Origin of the sequence: Pseudoalteromonas sp. Of11M-6 (assembly GCF_022347905.1) — a bacterium.
Classification (GTDB): Bacteria; Pseudomonadota; Gammaproteobacteria; order Enterobacterales; family Alteromonadaceae; genus Pseudoalteromonas.
In genome coordinates this window covers 83,880-102,948 of sequence record NZ_JAKRFW010000009.1, presented here as the reverse complement: position 1 = coordinate 102,948, position 19,069 = coordinate 83,880, and the positions used below count along the sequence as shown (strand labels likewise).

The 19,069-nt window shown below is 42.6% G+C and carries 17 protein-coding genes and 1 pseudogene; 4 read left to right on the top strand and 14 right to left on the bottom strand.

Translation table 11 applies throughout. The features are described from left to right. Nucleotides 1-132: 132 nt before the first annotated feature. Nucleotides 133-789 (bottom strand): TetR/AcrR family transcriptional regulator, encoded by a 657-nt coding sequence (locus MHN32_RS06810; RefSeq protein WP_010374241.1) that lies wholly within the window; start codon nt 787-789, stop codon nt 133-135. Nucleotides 790-974: 185 nt separating this feature from the next. On the opposite strand from MHN32_RS06810, the gene coaD reads away from it, so the two are divergent. Together coaD and MHN32_RS06800 are read left to right on the top strand one after the other, a co-directional pair. Continuing rightward, a complete protein-coding gene (gene coaD / locus MHN32_RS06805) occupies nt 975-1,457 on the top strand; it encodes a pantetheine-phosphate adenylyltransferase (RefSeq protein ID WP_010374242.1) in 483 nt (160 codons plus the stop codon). After that, a complete protein-coding gene (locus MHN32_RS06800) occupies nt 1,454-2,812 on the top strand; it encodes a capsule assembly Wzi family protein (protein WP_174170587.1) in 1,359 nt (452 codons plus the stop codon). The genes coaD and MHN32_RS06800 overlap by 4 nt, the downstream gene beginning before the upstream one ends. A gap of 712 nt (nt 2,813-3,524) precedes the next feature. Here the strand turns inward: MHN32_RS06800 and MHN32_RS06795 are convergent. From MHN32_RS06795 to argC, 6 genes are all read right to left on the bottom strand, one after another. Next, nucleotides 3,525-3,683, bottom strand: a complete 159-nt coding sequence (locus MHN32_RS06795; RefSeq protein WP_239421305.1) for a hypothetical protein — start codon at nt 3,681-3,683, stop codon at nt 3,525-3,527. Between the two features lie 178 nt (nt 3,684-3,861). Continuing rightward, the gene (argH, locus tag MHN32_RS06790; protein WP_239421303.1) at nt 3,862-5,727 is read right to left on the bottom strand and encodes an argininosuccinate lyase; all 1,866 of its coding nucleotides are present in this window, start codon (nt 5,725-5,727) and stop codon (nt 3,862-3,864) included. A gap of 14 nt (nt 5,728-5,741) precedes the next feature. After that, nucleotides 5,742-6,953 carry an argininosuccinate synthase gene (locus MHN32_RS06785; RefSeq protein ID WP_010607125.1) on the bottom strand — a complete coding sequence of 404 codons (1,212 nt, stop codon included), beginning with the start codon at nt 6,951-6,953 and terminating at the stop codon, nt 5,742-5,744. An 11-nt stretch (nt 6,954-6,964) separates the two neighbouring features. Next, on the bottom strand, nt 6,965-7,885 hold the full coding sequence (locus MHN32_RS06780; protein ID WP_239421294.1) for an ornithine carbamoyltransferase: 921 nt from the start codon (nt 7,883-7,885) through the stop codon (nt 6,965-6,967). A 9-nt stretch (nt 7,886-7,894) separates the two neighbouring features. Next, nucleotides 7,895-8,674, bottom strand: coding sequence for an acetylglutamate kinase (argB, locus tag MHN32_RS06775; RefSeq protein WP_010607124.1), 780 nt, complete (start codon nt 8,672-8,674; stop codon nt 7,895-7,897). Continuing rightward, nucleotides 8,671-9,681, bottom strand: coding sequence for an N-acetyl-gamma-glutamyl-phosphate reductase (gene argC, locus MHN32_RS06770; RefSeq protein WP_239421349.1), 1,011 nt, complete (start codon nt 9,679-9,681; stop codon nt 8,671-8,673). Before argC ends, argB begins: the two co-directional genes overlap by 4 nt. Nucleotides 9,682-9,856: 175 nt before the next feature. On the opposite strand from argC, the gene argE reads away from it, so the two are divergent. Further along, the gene (gene argE, locus MHN32_RS06765; RefSeq protein WP_239421292.1) at nt 9,857-11,005 is read left to right on the top strand and encodes an acetylornithine deacetylase; all 1,149 of its coding nucleotides are present in this window, start codon (nt 9,857-9,859) and stop codon (nt 11,003-11,005) included. Nucleotides 11,006-11,069: 64 nt separating this feature from the next. Here the strand turns inward: argE and MHN32_RS06760 are convergent, their stop codons facing one another. The 4 genes and pseudogenes from MHN32_RS06760 to ltrA all read right to left on the bottom strand — a co-directional run bounded on the left by MHN32_RS06760 (nt 11,070) and on the right by ltrA (nt 14,148). Then, complete coding sequence (locus MHN32_RS06760; RefSeq protein ID WP_328265963.1) at nt 11,070-11,300, bottom strand: IS3 family transposase; 231 nt, start codon at nt 11,298-11,300, stop codon at nt 11,070-11,072. A gap of 74 nt (nt 11,301-11,374) precedes the next feature. After that, nucleotides 11,375-11,503 carry a hypothetical protein gene (locus MHN32_RS23720; protein WP_275440267.1) on the bottom strand — a complete coding sequence of 43 codons (129 nt, stop codon included), beginning with the start codon at nt 11,501-11,503 and terminating at the stop codon, nt 11,375-11,377. 610 nt (nt 11,504-12,113) lie between these two features. Then, on the bottom strand, nt 12,114-12,323 hold the full coding sequence (locus MHN32_RS06755) for a hypothetical protein (protein WP_237116637.1): 210 nt from the start codon (nt 12,321-12,323) through the stop codon (nt 12,114-12,116). A 172-nt stretch (nt 12,324-12,495) separates the two neighbouring features. Next, nucleotides 12,496-14,148: pseudogene (gene ltrA, locus MHN32_RS06745) on the bottom strand (group II intron reverse transcriptase/maturase). A gap of 1,480 nt (nt 14,149-15,628) precedes the next feature. Here ltrA and MHN32_RS06740 point away from each other — a divergent pair. Next, the gene (locus MHN32_RS06740) at nt 15,629-16,135 is read left to right on the top strand and encodes a hypothetical protein (RefSeq protein WP_138582893.1); all 507 of its coding nucleotides are present in this window, start codon (nt 15,629-15,631) and stop codon (nt 16,133-16,135) included. A gap of 19 nt (nt 16,136-16,154) precedes the next feature. Here MHN32_RS06740 and MHN32_RS06735 read toward each other — a convergent pair whose 3' ends face one another. The 3 genes from MHN32_RS06735 to MHN32_RS06725 all read right to left on the bottom strand — a co-directional run bounded on the left by MHN32_RS06735 (nt 16,155) and on the right by MHN32_RS06725 (nt 19,065). Beyond that, the gene (locus MHN32_RS06735) at nt 16,155-16,784 is read right to left on the bottom strand and encodes a hypothetical protein (RefSeq protein ID WP_138582892.1); all 630 of its coding nucleotides are present in this window, start codon (nt 16,782-16,784) and stop codon (nt 16,155-16,157) included. Nucleotides 16,785-17,080: 296 nt separating this feature from the next. After that, nucleotides 17,081-18,727, bottom strand: coding sequence for a chaperonin GroEL (gene groL, locus MHN32_RS06730; protein WP_239421289.1), 1,647 nt, complete (start codon nt 18,725-18,727; stop codon nt 17,081-17,083). A gap of 50 nt (nt 18,728-18,777) precedes the next feature. Continuing rightward, nucleotides 18,778-19,065 (bottom strand): co-chaperone GroES, encoded by a 288-nt coding sequence (locus MHN32_RS06725; protein ID WP_010368755.1) that lies wholly within the window; start codon nt 19,063-19,065, stop codon nt 18,778-18,780. Between the last annotated feature and the right edge of the window lie 4 nt (nt 19,066-19,069).

Genomic DNA, 19,069 nt, shown 5'->3' with positions numbered 1-19,069 from the left:
CGAGGACAGTTCGGGCGCGCGAGTATATCAAACTCAGAGCCGATTAGGAAATAAACAAACCTTTTCCCTTTGTGCTCTACAAAGCCTTTTGCCGTGCTCAGCCAGGCAAAAGGCCCGCTTAATTATTTCAGGCTAAGCAATACTCGGTAAGCTCGCCTCTGCTAGTGCTTGATAATGCTGCTGAAGTTGTGCCACTTTCGGTGCGCTCATGGGCGTCGCGTAAGGTTTAAAAATCATCAGAACTTTAACAATACCATTGTATATATCTTGTTGCTCAAGGACGCCTGTCATTCTTCTGGCTTTAACATAGGGAGTCCAGAAACTAACGGTCATTTTCAACATATGCGCGAGCTCTTTAGCATCGTCATCATCTATGGTGATCACGCCTGTATCTCTTAGGCCAATTACCACAGCTTTTACTTGCTCAAGTAAGCGTGACTGAAAAGCAATGTAGTTTTTTTTCAATTCATCATCACGAGCCAAGATGTCTGTCAGATTGTCGTAGAAAAAGTGATAACGCCACATCAGGTCGAACAAGGAGTCTAAATATTGAGTTAGCTGCTCAAGCGGCTCATTGTGCTGCTCCAGTGGCTTAAAGTGCGTATTTAAATGCTCGCTATAAAGCGCGAATATTTGCCGAATGATGTCTTCTTTATTTTTAAAATGATAGTACAAATTGCCAGGACTAATCCCCAAACTGGACGCTATATGGTTTGTCGTAATCGCGCGCTCTCCATGCAAATTAAATAACGCGATGCTGGTACGTATTATTTTTTCCTTGGTATTCATTACGATTCTCTATCTTTGTTGATAACGTGGTCGCGCTATTGCTAGTGTTAATAGGCTATTGCTCGCTCCATGTGAAAAAATAGCACTAATTTTACCTCTAGATAAGCTTAGATCCGACAAAGCTGACCAGTGTTTTTTCAAAAAAACCTTGTTACCATACAAAAAAATTCAACATAATTACGCTTATGAAAGTCATCGCCCTCTACCCTGGCACATTTGATCCCCTCACTAATGGACATGAAGACTTAATCAAACGTGCAGCAAAAATGTTTGATACCGTGATCTTGGCAATTGCCCATAACCCAAATAAACAGCCTTGTTTCTCACTAGAGCAACGTGTTGCTTTGGCTGAAGAAATTTTAAAGTCACATAAAAATGTAAAGGTGATTGGGTTTTCAGGATTACTCGTTGATTTAGCGAAAGAGCAAAAAGCCAACGTGCTGATCCGCGGTATTCGCGCGGTGTCTGACTTTGACTATGAGTTCCAGCTGGCCAATATGAATCGCCGTTTACATCCCGATTTGGAAAGCGTATTTTTAACGCCATCTGAAAAGAATTCATTTATCTCGTCAACTTTAGTAAAAGAAGTTGCACTTCATAAAGGCAATGTCAGTGAATTTGTTCACCCGCTGGTTGCCAAAGCTTTAGAGGAAAAACTACACGGATGAAAAAGTGCCTATTATCCCTAGCCGTATTGGTTGGTACTTATGCGCATGCTTCACCTTGGATAGAGGTGTCACAAAGTGAGCTTAAACACAGCATAGATTTACTGGTTGCAGAAGGCGTGATAAATCGCCCAGTTAATCAATATCCTCTGTTGTGGAGCGGCATTGTTAATGACCTTGCCGCTATTGATGACAGCAATCTCTCTGAAACCGCAAGCTTTGCATTGGCACATTTACGCCATGCGCTAAAACAAGCAAAAAGAGAAAGATACAGTAGTGTAAAAGCACATTTTAACGGTGCTGAAGAGCGCTCAACAGGCTTTGGTGAACGTCAAAATGAACGTTCAGGCTTGCGTACTTATGGCGTTATTACAGGTGGTGCTGTTAGCGCTAAAGTTGCGGTTAACTACGCAGATGAAAGCCAAGATGGAAAATACGTGAATCACCACGGCAGCCACCTTGCAGTGTTGTTTGGTAATTGGTCTCTCAGCGCTGAGCGACTGAGTTACTGGTGGGGCCCGAGCAACGAAAATGCGCTGATGCTTTCAAACAACGCAGCCCCCATGAAGGCGGTTCGTTTAAGTCGTGCCAATAACAACTATATTGGACCGAGCTTTTTCTCTTTCGTTGGTCCTTGGCAAGTGACGGCCATTATGGCAAAACAACGCCCAAATATAGCCAGTAAAAAGGATGGCGACTTTTGGGGGTTTAGAGCGGCTGCTTTTCCAATTCAAGGGCTAGAGCTTGGCTTTAGTACAACATCCAGCGACTTTGTTTATCAACAACAAAACCTTGAAAGCGAAAAGCAAACGCAACGCCTCACCAGCGTTGACTTCAAATACTCCACTCGGATAGCAAGTCAACCACTCGCTTTATACGGTGAGCTTGCAGGCAATAACGACAGTGGTGCATTACCAAGCAATCCAATGTACACCCTAGGGATTGAAAGTTATTGGGGTGGTAAAGACTATCGCCTTAAAAGCTTTATTGAATATTCAGATACAAGCATTGATTGTAAAGACGAGCTAAAGCTCGCGCTTTGCCCAAGAGACAATACCGTGGATTCAGCGAACTACCGTGAACGCGACCTCTGGCTTGGAGCAAGCTCGGGATTGGACGCTAAAAACCTCACTTTCGCGTTAGATTACTTCAGCACAGATGGCATTGGTGCTTATGCCAAACTGAAGCGAGTTGAATTTGACACATTAGACGTTGAGCGAAACCAGCTCGAGCTCGGTTACCAACAAGGTGTGTTTGGCGCGCTTGCTAAAATTGGCGTAAAAGCATGGCAAGATAAGTCTCAGGAAGAAGACGAAAGCCACGCAGCACTCACGTTGAGCGTGGAATATCAGTTTTAACGAGTGGCCATCGCCGCTCTTTTATTATGGCGTATAATCCAAGAAAGTCCTTAGGAATAAGCCAAACGACAATTAAAAGCCAATCGGTTATATACATTTCGACAATGTATAACCAGCAAGCACGAAAAAGCGGTACAAACACAAAACTCTGATAAATAAGTAAAAATTACAATTTAAATCGACTAAAGTTTCAAGCTACCTTAGCTCTCACTCTACTCATAGCCCATTTAATACCTAACCAATCTTTATTAACTAATAGAGAAGTAACCATAATAAAGTCTACAAAAAACACTGTATATGAGTATAAATACCATAAGAACCAGCGCGTTATGTTCTCATAAATATATGTATCAATATACATAGAGAAGAACATAACCGTATTAATAGCCAAACCTATCATAGTATATAAAACGCCAACTTCGAGCTTTTCATCTTTAAAAAAAGTATACGCGACTAGAAAAAGAACTAATAAGGTAAAGAGATCAAACAAGGCGAATATTCCGTGAATAGCCGTATTGTAGCTATCAGAAGCAATGATAAAATCACTTACAAAGTAGGAGGTAAATAACAGGATAGAGGAAAAGAGTAGCTGTAAATTTTTCTGGACTTTTAGTATATAAAAAAATAGATGTAGCAGTGTGGCCATCAAGAAGCCCCATATTACAAGGGCTCCTATACTCATTCCAAAAAAGTCATAAATTAACATTAATCATTAGTACGGTTCTTTAGACCCTGGTGGAGTAATTGAGCTTCCACGTGCGCCAGATACCATCTCAAGTTTACTTCCAGATTGAATTACCTTATCAGAAAGTGACTTTGTTTGACCAGTTGTTTTGGCTTGATTTTTTCTCGCTAAGATTGTTTTTATCATGAAATTTCCCTCAAAATTTACACTTGGAACCTTGTTCCCAAAAATGAACTACCTAAAAATTATCGGGATTAATTAAGCACAGGGTATGCCAATATTTATTAAGATAAATTCAATCGGTTGATTTACATACAGAAAGAGCGCTTGTTAGCGCTCTTTTTGATTCTATAAAAGCTTGGTGTTAAGCCACAAATTTACATGGAATACTTAAGCTAGATGTTTGTTTTATAATGAAATCCATCGCAATTTCATCACAGTTATCTTTGCGTAAACACAACTCGCAATCTTTCATCACTTTTTCAGGCAAGCTATCTTTGGTACAATTGTTAAAACCTTGTTTCATAAAGAAGCCAGGCACTCTAGTTAGTACAATAATACGATTGAGTGCCAATTTTTTGGCTTTCATCAGTAAATGCTCGACTAAAAGTTGCCCTTGTCCCTTTATTTCGCTCTCGGGATTTACACCCAAAGAGCGAATTTCAGCAAGCCCAGTGTCGTAAATATACAAAGATGCACATCCTGTTACTTTGCCATCGACCTCTGTCACCGCAAACTCGTTGATACTATGGATCATGTCACTTTTCGCTCGCGGTAGGTTCTCACCTACTTTAGCCCAATATTGGATCAGTCCGGCAATGGCTTCAACATCATCTAAATTGGCATCACGCACTAGGATTTTTTGCTTTTTTTTTGCCGTTTTAATGGCATTGGTCACTTGTGGCAATGAGGTGCCGCCTAATGCTTTACGAGCGGCAATACAAGCGTCAATTTCTAGTACTGGGTAGACATCCTCTGCAATTACTGCGCTGACTTGCTGGAATTCTTCTAAGCTCAGATCCTCGAGGTTTTGCCCCTTACTAATTGCTAACTGCACTAATTCACCGACGATGTGATGGCCTTCCCTAAACGGTATTCCCTTAGCAACGAGATAATCAGCAAGCTCTGTCGCATTGGCGTGACCACCTTTTGCAGCCGCTAACGTCTTATCACCATTAACCTTAATGCCTTTAACGCATGCTTCAGCCATATGAATACACGCAAGCCAAGTTGGCATGGCATCAAATAGGCCTTCTTTATCTTCCTGCATGTCTTTGTTGTAGGCCAAGGGCAAAGCTTTAAGCGTCATCATCATGCCGCTAAAGGCGCCAAAAACTCGACCTGTTTTGCCACGGATCAACTCTAAGGCATCAGGATTCTTTTTCTGTGGCATCAAGGATGAGCCGGACGTCACGCTGTCGGCCAAATCAATAAATCCAGATTCACCAGAGTTGTAAAAGATCAAATCCTCTGCAAAACGAGATAAATGCATCATCGAAATAGACGCACAACTGAGTAGCTCAACCACAAAGTCACGATCAGAGACCGCATCTAAACTATTACGAGAGGCTTCTCTAAAGCCAAGGTTTACAGCTAACATTTCACGGTCGATAGGATAAGCAGTCCCCGCTAGTGCACCTGAGCCAAGTGGGCACACATTTAACCTTTCAAGCGCATCATTTAAGCGCGACTCATCACGCTCAATCATCTCAACGTAGGCCATACACCAATGACTAAAGAGCACGGGCTGAGCACGCTGTAAATGGGTGTAGCCTGGCAATATAGTACCAAGCTCCTGCTCTGCGAGTACCACAAGAGCTTGCTTGAGTGAACTCAGTGCCACAAGCAATTGCTGCGCCGTTTTCCGGCTCCACAATCTAAAGTCTGTGGCTACTTGGTCGTTACGGCTTCGACCTGTGTGCAGCTTTTTACCTAAATCACCCACTTTGTCGATAAGTTTAGCTTCAACATAAGAATGAATATCCTCATGTCCCGCGGTTGCTACACTGCGCGGATCAGCAATCACTTCATCCAAAAGCTGTTTCAGCGCTGAGATGATCTGCTGATGTTCGCTTTCAGTTAATACATCTACTTGCTTTAGCGCACCCGCCCAAGCGATAGAGCCAACAATATCTTGCTCTGCCAATTGATAATCAAATGGCAGAGAATCATTAAATTGCTTAAATGCCTCATCAGGACCTGATGAAAAACGGCCGCCCCATAATGCCATCTCGTTCTCCTACCTTAAGATTGCTTTTGCTTGTTTAACGCCGCTATCCGGCTAGATAGTGAGAATAGACGAATGAATCCCTCCGCATGAGATTGGTCATATACGTCATCTTCACCAAATGTGGCAAAATCTTCGCTGTATAAGCTATTGATTGATTGCTTTTGCACTGCATGTACATGGCCTTTATAAAGCTTAAGTACCACCTCACCAGTTGCCTGCTGTGCGAAAGACTCTGCGGCAGCTAGAATTGAATCTTTCAGTGGGGTAAACCAACGACCGTCATAGACTAAGTGTGCAAACTCTTCGCTAAGCGCGGTTTTCCATTTACGACAAGATTTGTCTAAGATCAGCTCATCAATCGCTTGTAACGCAGCCATCATCACAGTGCCTCCCGGTGTTTCATAACAGCCACGAGATTTCATGCCGACCAGGCGGTTTTCAACGATATCCACACGACCAACACCGTGCTGCGCTGCAATCTCGTTTAACTTAACTAGGCACTGATAAGGGCTGTAGCTCTCACCGTTAACACCGGTGATTTCACCCTTTTCGATTAATACCGACACATATTCAGGCTGATCCGGAGCTGCTTCTGGAGAGTTAGTCATGGTCCAAACCTGATCGCTTGGCTCATTCCATGGATCTTCCAATTCGCCACCTTCGTGAGAAATATGCCAAGCATTGGCATCACGACTGTAAATTTTGGTGGCAGAGGCTGCACAAGGGATATTACGCTCGGCCAAATAGTCAAGCAAAGATTCACGACTTGATAGTGACCATTCACGCCATGGTGCAATCACTTTAAGGTCAGGCGCAAGCGCTGAGAAGCAAGATTCAAAACGCACCTGATCATTCCCCTTGCCTGTACAACCATGCGAAAGTGCATCCGCGCCAACTTTACGAGCGATTTCAACTTGTGCTTTGGCGATAATAGGACGCGCCATCGAAGTACCCAGTAAATATGTCCCTTCATAGATAGCACCAGTTTTAAGAGTTGGATAAATATAGTCGCTAACCATTTCTTCTTTTAAGTCGACGATATGGCACTCAGAGGCACCCGATGCGATTGCCTTTTCTTCAACCCCAACCAGTTCTTCTTCACCCTGACCTACATCGGCAACAAAGGCGACAACTTCACAACCGTAGTTCTCTTTTAACCATGGCACAATCGCTGATGTGTCTAATCCACCAGAGTAAGCCAGTACCACTTTTTTAATCTTGCTCATGTTCTTTAACCTCAAACGTAATCTTTGTTTAACAGCGATACCAGCAATGCGTTTTGAGCATGCATGCGGTTTTCAGCTTGTTGAATAATTTTTGACTTTGGCCCGTCCATCACTTCGGAAGTAATTTCAAACTCACGATGTGCTGGCTGGCAATGCAAAATGGTTTGTGCGCCACACGCTTCAACCAATTGTTGGTTGATTTGATATGGCATAAAGGTGTCTTTCACCTGTTCAATTGGCGTTTTATTCCCCATCGAAACCCAAGTATCAGCGTAGAGCACATTGGCACCAGCCGCCGCTTCTACCCGATCACTGACCAGAACTGAGGCGCCATTTACCGCCGCAATTTGTTCAGCTTGCTTTACAATCTGTGCATCTGGAGAATGACCTTTAGGACAAACCGTCACAAAATCAGTACCTAACGTTGCCGCAAGCAACATTAATGAATGTGTTACGTTGTTACCTTCACCGAGATAAGCGATTTTGATCTGACTGACATCGTCGTAAGTTTCAAATAAGGTGAGAAAATCAGCCAACGCTTGGCAAGGGTGATATAAATCACATAGGCTATTCACAACAGGCACAGACGAAAACTCAGCGAGCGTCTCAAGCGTGCTATGATGATTTACTCGGGCCACAAGGCCGTCAGCCCAAGTAGAAATATTAAGCGCAAAATCTTTTACGGATTCACGCGCCCCCATTGCACCGTTTTGCTGATCTAAATACACAGCATGGCCGCCCAGTTTATGGATACCTATATCGAACGACAGCCGCGTTCTTAAGCTCGGCTTTTCGAATAACGTGACAATCGATTTGCCTGCTAAGGCTTGGTTATATTCTTGCGGTTGATTTTTAATATTTTTTGCAAGCTTTAATAAGTTCAAAACGTTAGTTTGGTCTAATTCCAAACCAGTTAAAAAATGCTTAGTCATGGTGTTTTCCTACGGCAGAATTTGTGTACCTACGTGCTCACCATTGAGCAACGCAATTAAATTTTCTGGCTTTTGCCAGCTAGAGATGTACACCCCTCGTCGTAAGTGTTGGGCAGCGTGAAGACTGGTCTTAACTTTGACCTCCATCCCGCCCACAATGACCTTTTGCGCGATTAACGTTGAGATCTGTTCCGCGTTAAGTTGATTTAATGGCTGTTTATCGCCATCAAGTACCGCCTCAACGTCAGTCATAAAAATAAGTTCTGCACCAAGCTTACTGGCGATAGCTGCTGCTGCTTCATCCGCATTCACGTTGTATAAATGGCCGTCAGCGCCAATACCAACTGAACTAACAACAGGTAACCTGTCAAACTCCAACACCGCTTCAAGCATGCCCCCTTCACTCGCTTCACAGCTACCCACACGGCCAAGCGCTTTAAGCTTTTGAGTTGTGGTAAATCCTGCATCATATAAGCACAGCCCAACGGGCTTGAGCGTGGCGGTAATGGCATCCGCCATCAGTTGCTTGTTAGCACAGCCTGCAAGTGCACCAACAATATAGGGCATTTGCTCTTGCGGACTGATCCGCAGTCCTTGATGTTTTGCAGTAGCAAAACCAGCATCGGTCAGCCACTTATCAACCAGCGCCCCGCCACCATGAACAATCACAAACTGCTTGTGTGGTGCGTCCTGTTGAATTTGCTTGATAGCTGAAAACAATGCTTGCGCTGCACCCTCTTGATTCAACACCGCACCACCTAGTTTTATCACCCAAGTTTGTTTGCTCATGCTGATACTCCTAAACCTTGATAATGCTCAAGTCCCGCCGCCAAGTTCATACATTGTAATGCTTGGCCTGCAGCCCCTTTAAGCAAGTTATCAATCGCGACAACCACGATCAGTTGATTGCCCTTTTGCTGCCAACCAATATCAACAAAAGGCTGATTTTCAACGGCTTTGATTGATGGAAGTTGACTCCCCTTTAATCTGATCAGCGGCTCATCGGCAAGCACTTGGTAAGCGGCATCGACTTGATTTGGTGTGACATTTTCTTTCAGAGTGACGTAGATCGTTTCCAAGATACCACGCTTAAAATTCCCTAAATGCGGCGTAAACAACGCTGGGTGCTCAAGGTACTTTTCTATTTCTGGACTATGTCTGTGCGTAAACAAACCGTACGGTGCAAGAGATACTTCGCAAAAGTGTGTGGCGACATTCGCTTTTCTACCTGCGCCAGTAACACCTGAAACAGCATTGATGATAACTGGCTGCTCTGTTATCAGATCAGCTTGTTGTAATGGCTTAAGTGCATTGAGTGCCGCAGTCGGATAACAGCCCGCGACCGCCACCAACTTCGCCGTTTTAATAGCATCGCCGTACCATTCAGCTAGTCCGTATTGCGCTTGCGCTAACCAGTCTTGATGCGGGTGAGAAAAGCCGTAGTAATTTTCGTAGTCTTCATTGCTAGATAAACGGTAACCTCCAGATAGGTCAAAAACCCGTTTCCCCATCTGTAAAAATACCGGTGCAAGCTCTACGCTAACCTTGTGATCCGTGCATAAACACACATAATCCGATGATTGCTCTATCAACGAAAAAGCTTGCTCATTTAAGGGTTGCAGCTCAATATCTAGCAAGCCCGAATATTCTGGATATAAATCGCTGATGAATTTGTGTTTGTCTAAGCTTTGCTCAGATACAAAGCAATGTGCAAGTGTGAAGGCAGGATGCTTGGCAACCAGCTTAGCAAGCTCAGCGCCACTGTAGCCGCTCGCTCCGATTATAGATACTTTCAACATAGTGTTCTCAAGATTAAAAAAGTTTGATTAGGGTTGGTTCTGCTAATTGTTGAAGTCAAATCGTCGCATTGCTGTTCCAAATATATTTATGCTAAAAAAGTGAATTGATATTCACTCTAAACATCTTTATATTTTTATGCAAGAACTTTGAATAAGTATTTTAGGAATTTTTATGAAATTGCCCGCTTTTATGGAAATGTATCAGCAACTGATCGCCGCGCCATCTATCAGTGCATTAGAAGAAAGTCTCAACATGAGTAATCAGAATGTGATCCACCTACTCGCACAGTGGTGCGAAACGTTAGGATTTACTGTCGAAGTAACAGAGCTTGAACATGCAAAAGGAAAATATAATCTAATTGCAAGACGAGGTAATGGCGATGGTGGATTAATGTTGGCCGGCCACACGGATACCGTGCCATTCGACGATAGCCGCTGGCAATTTGATCCTTTTAAATTAAGCGAGCAAGATAATAAATTATATGGTCTTGGAAGTATTGATATGAAAGGTTTTTTTGCTTTCGTATTGAATGCAATCTCAGAGCTTGATGAATTACAGCAAAGTGCTCCTATCATGATTTTAGCCACCGCCGATGAAGAAACCACCATGGCTGGCGCTCAGGAAATTGCTAAACATCCAAGCTTGAAGCCGGCGCGCTGCGTTATTGGTGAACCCACCGATATGGTGCCGGTATTTACCCACAAAGGCCATATGACGACCGCCATCCGTATAGTTGGTCGTTCAGGCCATAGCTCAGATCCAGAGCGTGGCTTAAATGCTATCGAAATCATGCATCAGGTGATTGCAAATTTATTAAAATTAAGAGAAGAATTAAAGAATAAATATTCAACTCCACATTTTGCTATTCCTTACCCAACTTTAAACCTTGGACACATTCATGGCGGCGACAATGCCAACCGTATTTGTGGCTGTTGTGAATTACATATTGATATGCGCCCTTTGCCAGGTCTGAGCATCAAAGAACTACAAGCCATGCTCACGGCAGCCGTAGCACCAATCAATACACATTATCCGAATAGCGTCTCGGTTATAGATATGCACGAACCTATTCCGGCTTTTACCGGCTCGACGGATTCTGCTTTGGTGAAAATGGCTGAGCGCCTGTCAGGACAACAAGCAATTGCTGTAAACTATTGTACCGAAGCACCATTTCTACAACAGCTAGGCTGCGAAACTATCGTCATGGGCCCAGGTTCAATTAATCAAGCACATCAGCCAAATGAATATCTCAATATGGAAAAAATAAAACCATCTCAAGCGATTATTAAAGCGCTAATCAAAGATTGCTGCTTTAGTTAAACATTCCGAACGAACAAGAAAAGCCACCTTAGCTGAAGTGACCCATTAAAGTTGGACATTTCTATTATGCGACTTCCAACGCCTGATTCCGGTATTCTACCGGAATCAGGCCTTTTAATTTGACCTTAATCCGATCGTTATTGTAATAATCAATATATTCATCAATGCATGCCATAAGTTGCTCGGCACTGTCAAAGTAGTGACCATGGTACATTTCTGATTTTAAAAGCGTGAAGAAATTTGCAGCCACTGTATTATCAAAACAATTTCCTTTTCTCAATACACTCCGATTAATTTTTTATTTTTCAAAATATTATGATAACCATGGTGCTGGAATTGCCACCCTTGTTCGCTATGTAGAACCAAGGATCATACTTGACTTAATTCACTCATCGCTTTATCTAGCATCTCAGTCACGAGATGCAATTTAGGTGTGGTCGCGACAGTATGGCTAACGATTTCTTGATTAAATAAATCGATAATAGGAGATAAATACATTTTTTCACCTGCCACTTTTCATTTGGTTTAGTCCATGTGAAGTTTCGATTCATGATATTTGGTGCAATACGTCCAACTAATCCTTTATATGAACGATATTTCTCCGGCCTTACAGTCGATTTTAACCCTAGTTTTGCCATTAAACACTGAACCGCTTTATGATTAAGTAGATACCTTCTTTACGCAAAACATAATGAATACGCCAACAACCATACCGAGCATTTAAAGTCTGCGGAATTTTCATAATCAGAGGTAAAATGAAGATGAACCATGGATTATATAAACAGAAGTCCAATACCTAATCAGTCTAAAACTGATAGAAAACTCTTGAGTCGATGATTCACCATCAAGACAACGCTGTGCGATGCACAGCTTTAATTCTCTGATGTATAGTAGACATAAAATAACCCCCAATGTTGGTGTCCAACTATTGGGGGTCAGTTCAAACTGCTAGATTTTTTCTAAAGCGTGTAGTGCTTAGGAGATGATGTTTATGTCGGGTAGCAGCAGTGCATTACTGCACCGCCGCCCCCTAAGAACCGTACGAGCGAGTTTCCCCGCATACGGCTCAAGCCTTTATAAATCTGAACCTAAGTACAGACCAGCGACTTTATGGTTGAAACAGTGTCAATAATGAACTCCAATCTATCCTCTGTGATGAGAAAAAAGCAATAGAAGTACCACCAACGCAGAGCCAAAGCCTCTTCAGAGAAAGAAGTATTCGTTCAATCGTATTTAATAACCGACCAAAACTTAATAATATTACCTCAAACTCTTTTATATGCGCTGCAATATACTTGCCCCAAATTGGTTTGTTCATTTTTGACGCCTAGTTAAATCTAATGAAACTAAATTACAACTAGAGAAACTGACTTGTATACCGAAAAGTCACTATTTGTTAATTTAGTCATATTTGCCGTTTTACTTGGCCACTAGATTATCAACTCACCACTTGAACACCACATGTAAAGTAACTTCCATCTAGACAAACCTCAAAAAGTGTGCAGTTGCCTATGACAATTAGGGTGCAGCAACACTAAGTTACTCAGTTCATTACCGCCACCTTTTACTCGTTCAACAATATGATGGATATTCCACCCTGTTTCCTTAGTAATACGATGGCGACACATGGCACAGCTTTGCTGCTGCCTGAGTCAAAGCATAAGCAAAGTTCGTTTACCTTGCATTGACTCTTTCCAAACCCGCTCAAGGCGCTGTTCAAAATATGGCTCAAATGCTAAGTCATACGGGTTTGCCTCCGCTTTTAACTTAATATGTCGCTTTATCATGGTATCATTGGTATAAATCAGCCTCTTGGTAAAACCATCGACTGTTATACCTGAAAACGTCCAGTTTCGTGCGCCCACTGATTTAAAGTATTTCGCTTTAATCCAGCGTTTATGACGATTGTTATGTCGTCGTCGGCACCACTGCCACAAAAGTTTCCAAACCCGATAATCCACGTAATTAAATGTCTCTTTCGCCACAATATGACGATGATAGTTAGCCCAACCCCGAAGAATTGGATTTAACTGACTGATCAGCATATCTGCCCTCACAGTCTTTTGACCTTTAACTATGTCGCGAATTTTCTTTAAGACATTCTTCACGCTTTTCGCACTTGGTTTGATTAACATCTTACCGTTATTGTACTTACGTAAATTCTGTCCAAGAAAATCAAACCCCTCGGTTATATGCGTTATCACCGTTTTCTCTGGTGATAACGTAAGCCCACGGTCAGCCATAAAGGCTTCAACGATTGGCTTCACTTCATTTTCCAGCAACTCTTTCGAGATCCCTGTAATAATGAAGTCATCGGCATACCTCACATAATTGACTTTAGTCTTGTAGCTGGCTTTGGTGTTTTTCTTACCAAAGTGGCTTTCCAACATCTCTTCCAAACCATCAAGCGCTAAATTTGCCAATACAGGAGAAATAATTCCCCCTTGTGGTGTACCCGCCTCCGTTGGGTTTAACTTACCAGATTCCATGAATCCCGCTTTCAGCCACTTTCTAAGTACCTGTTTATCCAATGCAACATTGGCAAGTAACCAGTCATGACTGATGTTATCAAAGCAGCCTTTAATATCGCCTTCTAACACCCACTCCGCAGAGCTTTTACGACTTAAATTGACAAAACATTGTTCTATCGCATCAGCCGTTGAGCGCATTGGGCGAAAGCCATAGCTATTTCGATCTGCCGTAGTTTCCGACACAGGTTCAAGAGCCAACAGGTATAATGCCTGCATTGCTCTATCTAGCATGGTCGGTATTCCTAAAGGACGACGTTTGCCGTTACTTTTCGGAATATAAATTCTACGTAGTGGCTTAGGTTTATACCCTTGCCGCTTCAATCGAAAAGTAGCCTGCCATTTACTTTCAGGCGTACTCCATAACTCCCCATCGACACCAGCAGTCCTTTTGCCTCGATTTTCAGTTACCCGTTTTACCGCTAAACATTTGGCAGCAAACGAGCGCACCAACATACGTTGCAGAGCTTTCACCCTACGCCATTGTTGTTGCTTAGTCGCCTTCGCGATCCGTACTTGTAGCTCTCGCACCGTTAACTCAACCGAATACCAATTGATGGTATGCCAGCTTTGCGCTTGGTGGGAGAACGCAGGTACAACAAACGCTGTACTCATCTTGCTTTTCTCCTGTTAGTCATGACCTAACAAGAACAAGACGCAACTATCCCCTAACGGGAAGAATTGTTCTTATCCCGTTAGGATCAAATTGATGACAGCTTTACACGTCTATCACACGATTAAAGACCAGTTGGAAGTCTGCACGGTTTCCCGTTGAGGCAAAGTTTGAACCTCTATCCAAACCATTACAGTTTGACATTCGCTTTTTCCAACCTCCTTTACCCACTTATTCAACAGTTCGCCTTACGACTCCCCTGCTTAACTTATTCAAATAACAATAAACTAAGCGAATAATTGGGCTTACCGAGTTCCATTAAAATTACACAAACAACTTAGGTTCTACCTATCCACCGACGGCTCAATGACGACGTATTCCCAGATGTAAAAGGAATAACCAGCCGCGCACCTTTTGGTTTAAGCGTATCAACAACATTTCGCTTATTGCGGTTGACGGTGTTTATCAGTAGTTCACTTACGTTAACCCTATTGTTTAGCCTAGCTCTCAGTCCGTTCGTTATTAACAGACTATATTTAACCCTCACGAGTTAACTACTGCTTTCGCAGAGATACATTGTCAGGAAGCTTCGCACAATACCGTTACCAGTAATGCACTATCCCTAGGCTACAACCTGTCGTAAGGTTGGTCTCGCTACATATGAATGAATATGTTGAGACAATAACTCTAATGGCTTACGCCCGTAGGTCGTAAACTCGTCGAGATACAGAAAACATGATCAAAACGCTGCTTAAAAAAGCTTTGTTTCCAGATTTTTGAAATCGAAACTACTAAATGACAGAGCACCCTTTGGTTACGCGATGAAATACCTTCTCGCTATTATTCGGAGGTAAACCCGAAACTCTGAAATTGTTTGTTTCCGTAATGCCGATGACTGATGTCTCGGTGACTTGTTTTCCAATCGTAAAGACACGATTGCGCGACCTTATCACTCAGATAAGTCCGGCATTCGGTTTTACCCCCGAATACCGGAGTCGACTACTAGTTTTGCAGGTTGGGAAAGTGAGTGCTATAGTTAGCACTCACTCTGAGCTAGTCCTGCTAGGCTAGTGACCTACGCGACTCTCGTCGCACTACATCATGCCGCCCATGTAGAACTTAATCCTTTGTTTCTATTGAACTATTAACATGGGAAAAAGTAGCGATACCCCACTTTATACCCCCACTGTGAAATAAAGGGCAAATTTATTTATATTTCAACCAGTTACCTATATCAATAGCGCGCTAACAACTCTAAGGCTCTGAAGCAATTCAATATAAATTATTTAATAACAAATTGTGATGATACTGGCAATCATATAATTAAAAGTAAATTTCGAACTACCTGGTATTGTAATAGGAACATAGATAAATTAAAGTTTTCTCCGAGTTTGATTCTGGGAAAAGGCTTTCAAGAGTCAAGTTACAAAATCACTCTCTTTTTCTCATCATACAAAATAACTTCAAGGACAAAGGAATATTATGAAAGTTACCGGTTTATTAAAATCACTTATGTTAGCGACATTGGTTAGCACTTCTGCTATATCTTATGCTCAAGCCGAAGGTGGATTAGTTCAAAGAGCTGAAGCGGTCGCTAAAGCTGAAGGTATTACTATGGCTGAGCTGCTAGACCGTTCTGAAAGTGGCGAACTAGACGTAAATCAAAGAGCCGCTGAATTAAATGCTGAATGGGGACGCTGCGAGACCTATAAATATACAAAGTATGCAAGTGCTAAAGTAGATCAAGAAATTACTCTTACCAATTTTTCAAGCTTTGGCGGTACTTGTAATTCTTACTTTTTCACAATAGAAAAAAACTATGATGGCCATGATATGGAATTAATTTTATACCGTGATGATAGCGAAATTGATCGAGGTACTCATATCGGAAGATACCTTCCTCGTGGCAGCTATAGATTAACTCTGAAAAACAACGGTGGCGGTACAAGTATACGTGGCGGTGTACGTTACGAATACCGCGAGAATTAATTTATATTACGCAGGCTAATTAAGCCTGCGTATCAACAAGTTTAGTTTCTTGGCTTTTTAGGAAATTGATCACCTTCTCTTGATACTCTTGGAGAAAAGATTCTGAAGTGATTTTAGCAACTGTTTGCTGTTTCTTTTGAGCATTACCCAACACACCATGAAATGAGCGGTAGTTCTCTTTTTCCATTTGCGCCGCGCCTTCTACATGATCTACAAAGAAGTCGATAATATTTATTTTTTCGTCAGGCTTGAAACCTTTTTCCTCAAAATTGACACCATCTAAAGAACCTTTCACCCCCATTACATCATCCCAAAATGTGTCACGTAAGCTCCCCGTATACCCACTCGAGCGTGCCATATCAGACTCCAACGTTCGAATTGCGTCAACAATACCTTTAAATTCATTGATAGACATATTCTCAAAATCAAAGCCCTCAGGATTAAGTAGAGCGCTGTATGGTGAACTGCTCGGCGCATCACCTGTAAATGCAGCAATAGACACAGACTCGTCAGATACTTGTTTCTCTTTGGTATCTTTAACCTGATTTGGTTCTGGCTCCTTTTTTACGGGCGCAGCAAACGGTTGTGTAGGTGTTGATGTTGGCGCATTAGTTGTTGACGCCGAATGGATATTAAAATGAATAGTCATAAAAGCTCCTTTTCGTATTGCCTTAGTATCGGCAGTATTCCTATTTTACTTTAGCATATTGTGTTGGATTTTATGGTTGTTATACATTGGTTAGTTAGCCCACCTAAGCATGTTCCTGCTACTAGTCCATTTGTGTGAAACAGCACAAAGCACATTTTTTTACAACACATGGGACTTAAATCGATACCCCACTTTATACCCCTAAAATAATGACGCTTGAGCAAATTTCAGACACAAAAAAACCCTAACATCAAACTGTTAGGGTTTTTATAAAAAGCGATCTGGACCGATTTTTACTACATCATGCCGCCCATACCACCCATTCCGCCCATGCCGCCCATATCTGGACCAGCAGCTTCTTCTTTCGGAATTTCAGCAACCATCGCTTCTGTAGTGATCATTAGACCAGCAACTGATGCTGCGAACTGAAGTGCAGAACGCGTTACTTTAGTTGGGTCTAGGATACCCATTTCGATCATGTCGCTGTATTCGCCAGTTGCAGCGTTGTAACCGTAGTTACCTTCGCCAGCTTTAACTGCGTTAACCACAACTGATGCTTCGTCACCTGCGTTTGAAACGATTTGACGAAGTGGTGCTTCCATCGCACGAAGTGCCACTTTAATACCGTGGTTTTGGTCTTCGTTGTCACCAGTTAGCGACTCAATCTTGCTCGCTACGCGAACTAGCGCAACACCACCACCAGGTACTACACCTTCTTCAACCGCTGCGCGAGTTGCGTGTAGCGCATCTTCTACGCGGTCTTTTTTCTCTTTCATTTCAACTTCAGTTGCTGCGCCAACTTTGATTACTGCAACACCGCCTGCAAGTTTTGCCATGCGCTCTTGTAGTTTCTCTTTGTCGTAGTCAGAAGTTGCTTCTTCGATTTGTGCTTTGATCTGAGATACGCGACCATCGATTGCTTCTTGCTCGCCAGCACCGTCGATGATAGTTGTGTCATCTTTAGTGATAACCACGCGCTTAGCTGTACCTAAGTCTTCAACCGTAGCTTTCTCAAGCTCAAGGCCAATTTCTTCAGAGATAACTGTACCACCAGTTAGTGTCGCGATATCTTGTAGCATTGCTTTACGACGGTCACCAAAGCCAGGTGCTTTAACCGCAGCAACTTTCACGATACCACGCATGTTGTTTACAACCAGAGTTGCCAGCGCTTCACCTTCAAGGTCTTCAGCAATGATTAGTAGCGGCTTGCTTGTTTTAGCAACAGCTTCTAGCGTAGGTAGAAGTTCACGAATGTTAGAGATCTTCTTGTCTACAAGAAGGATATGTGGGTTATCTAGCTCAACTTGGCCTTTTTCAGCGTTGTTGATGAAGTACGGAGAAAGGTAACCACGGTCAAACTGCATACCTTCAACTACATCTAGTTCGTTCTGTAGTGATTGGCCTTCTTCTACAGTGATAACACCAGACTCGCGACCTACTTTTTCCATTGCTTCTGCAATAATGTCACCAATCTCTTTGTCAGAGTTAGCTGAAATCGTACCAACTTGTGCAATCGCTTTTGCGTCTGAACAAGGCACTGAAAGCGTTTTTAACTCTTCAACAGCAGCGATAACTGCTTTGTCGATACCACGCTTAAGGTCCATTGGGTTCATACCCGCAGCAACTGACTTAAGACCTTCGTTCACGATAGCTTGCGCAAGAACAGTTGCAGTTGTAGTACCGTCACCCGCTGCGTCATTCGCTTTAGACGCAACTTCTTTAACCATTTGTGCGCCCATGTTCTCGAACTTATCTTCAAGCTCGATCTCTTTCGCAACAGATACACCGTCTTTAGTGATAGTTGGTGCACCGAATGACTTTTCTAAAACAACGTTACGGCCTTTAGGACCTAGTGTTACTTTTACTGCGTCTGCTAGTACGTTTACGCCTTTTAGCATTTTTGTACGAGCGTCACCTGCAAAACGAACTTCTTTAGCTGCCATGTTATAAATTCCTCTTAAATTCTGTTGTCGATTAAACTAAAAAGTATTAATTATTCTACGATGCCTAAGATGTTATCTTCGCGCATGATCAGGTACTCTTGACCTTCGATCTTTTCAGTTTTTTCGATGTAAGAGCCGAACAACACTGTGTCGCCAGCTTTTACTTGTAGTGCTTTAGTTTCACCATTGTCCAACACGCGGCCGTTGCCTACTGCAACTACTTCACCACGTGAAGACTTTTCAGCTGCAGAACCAGTTAACACAATGCCGCCAGCTGACTTTGTTTCTTCTTCAAGACGCTTAACAATGACGCGATCATGTAAAGGACGAATGTTCATTTAT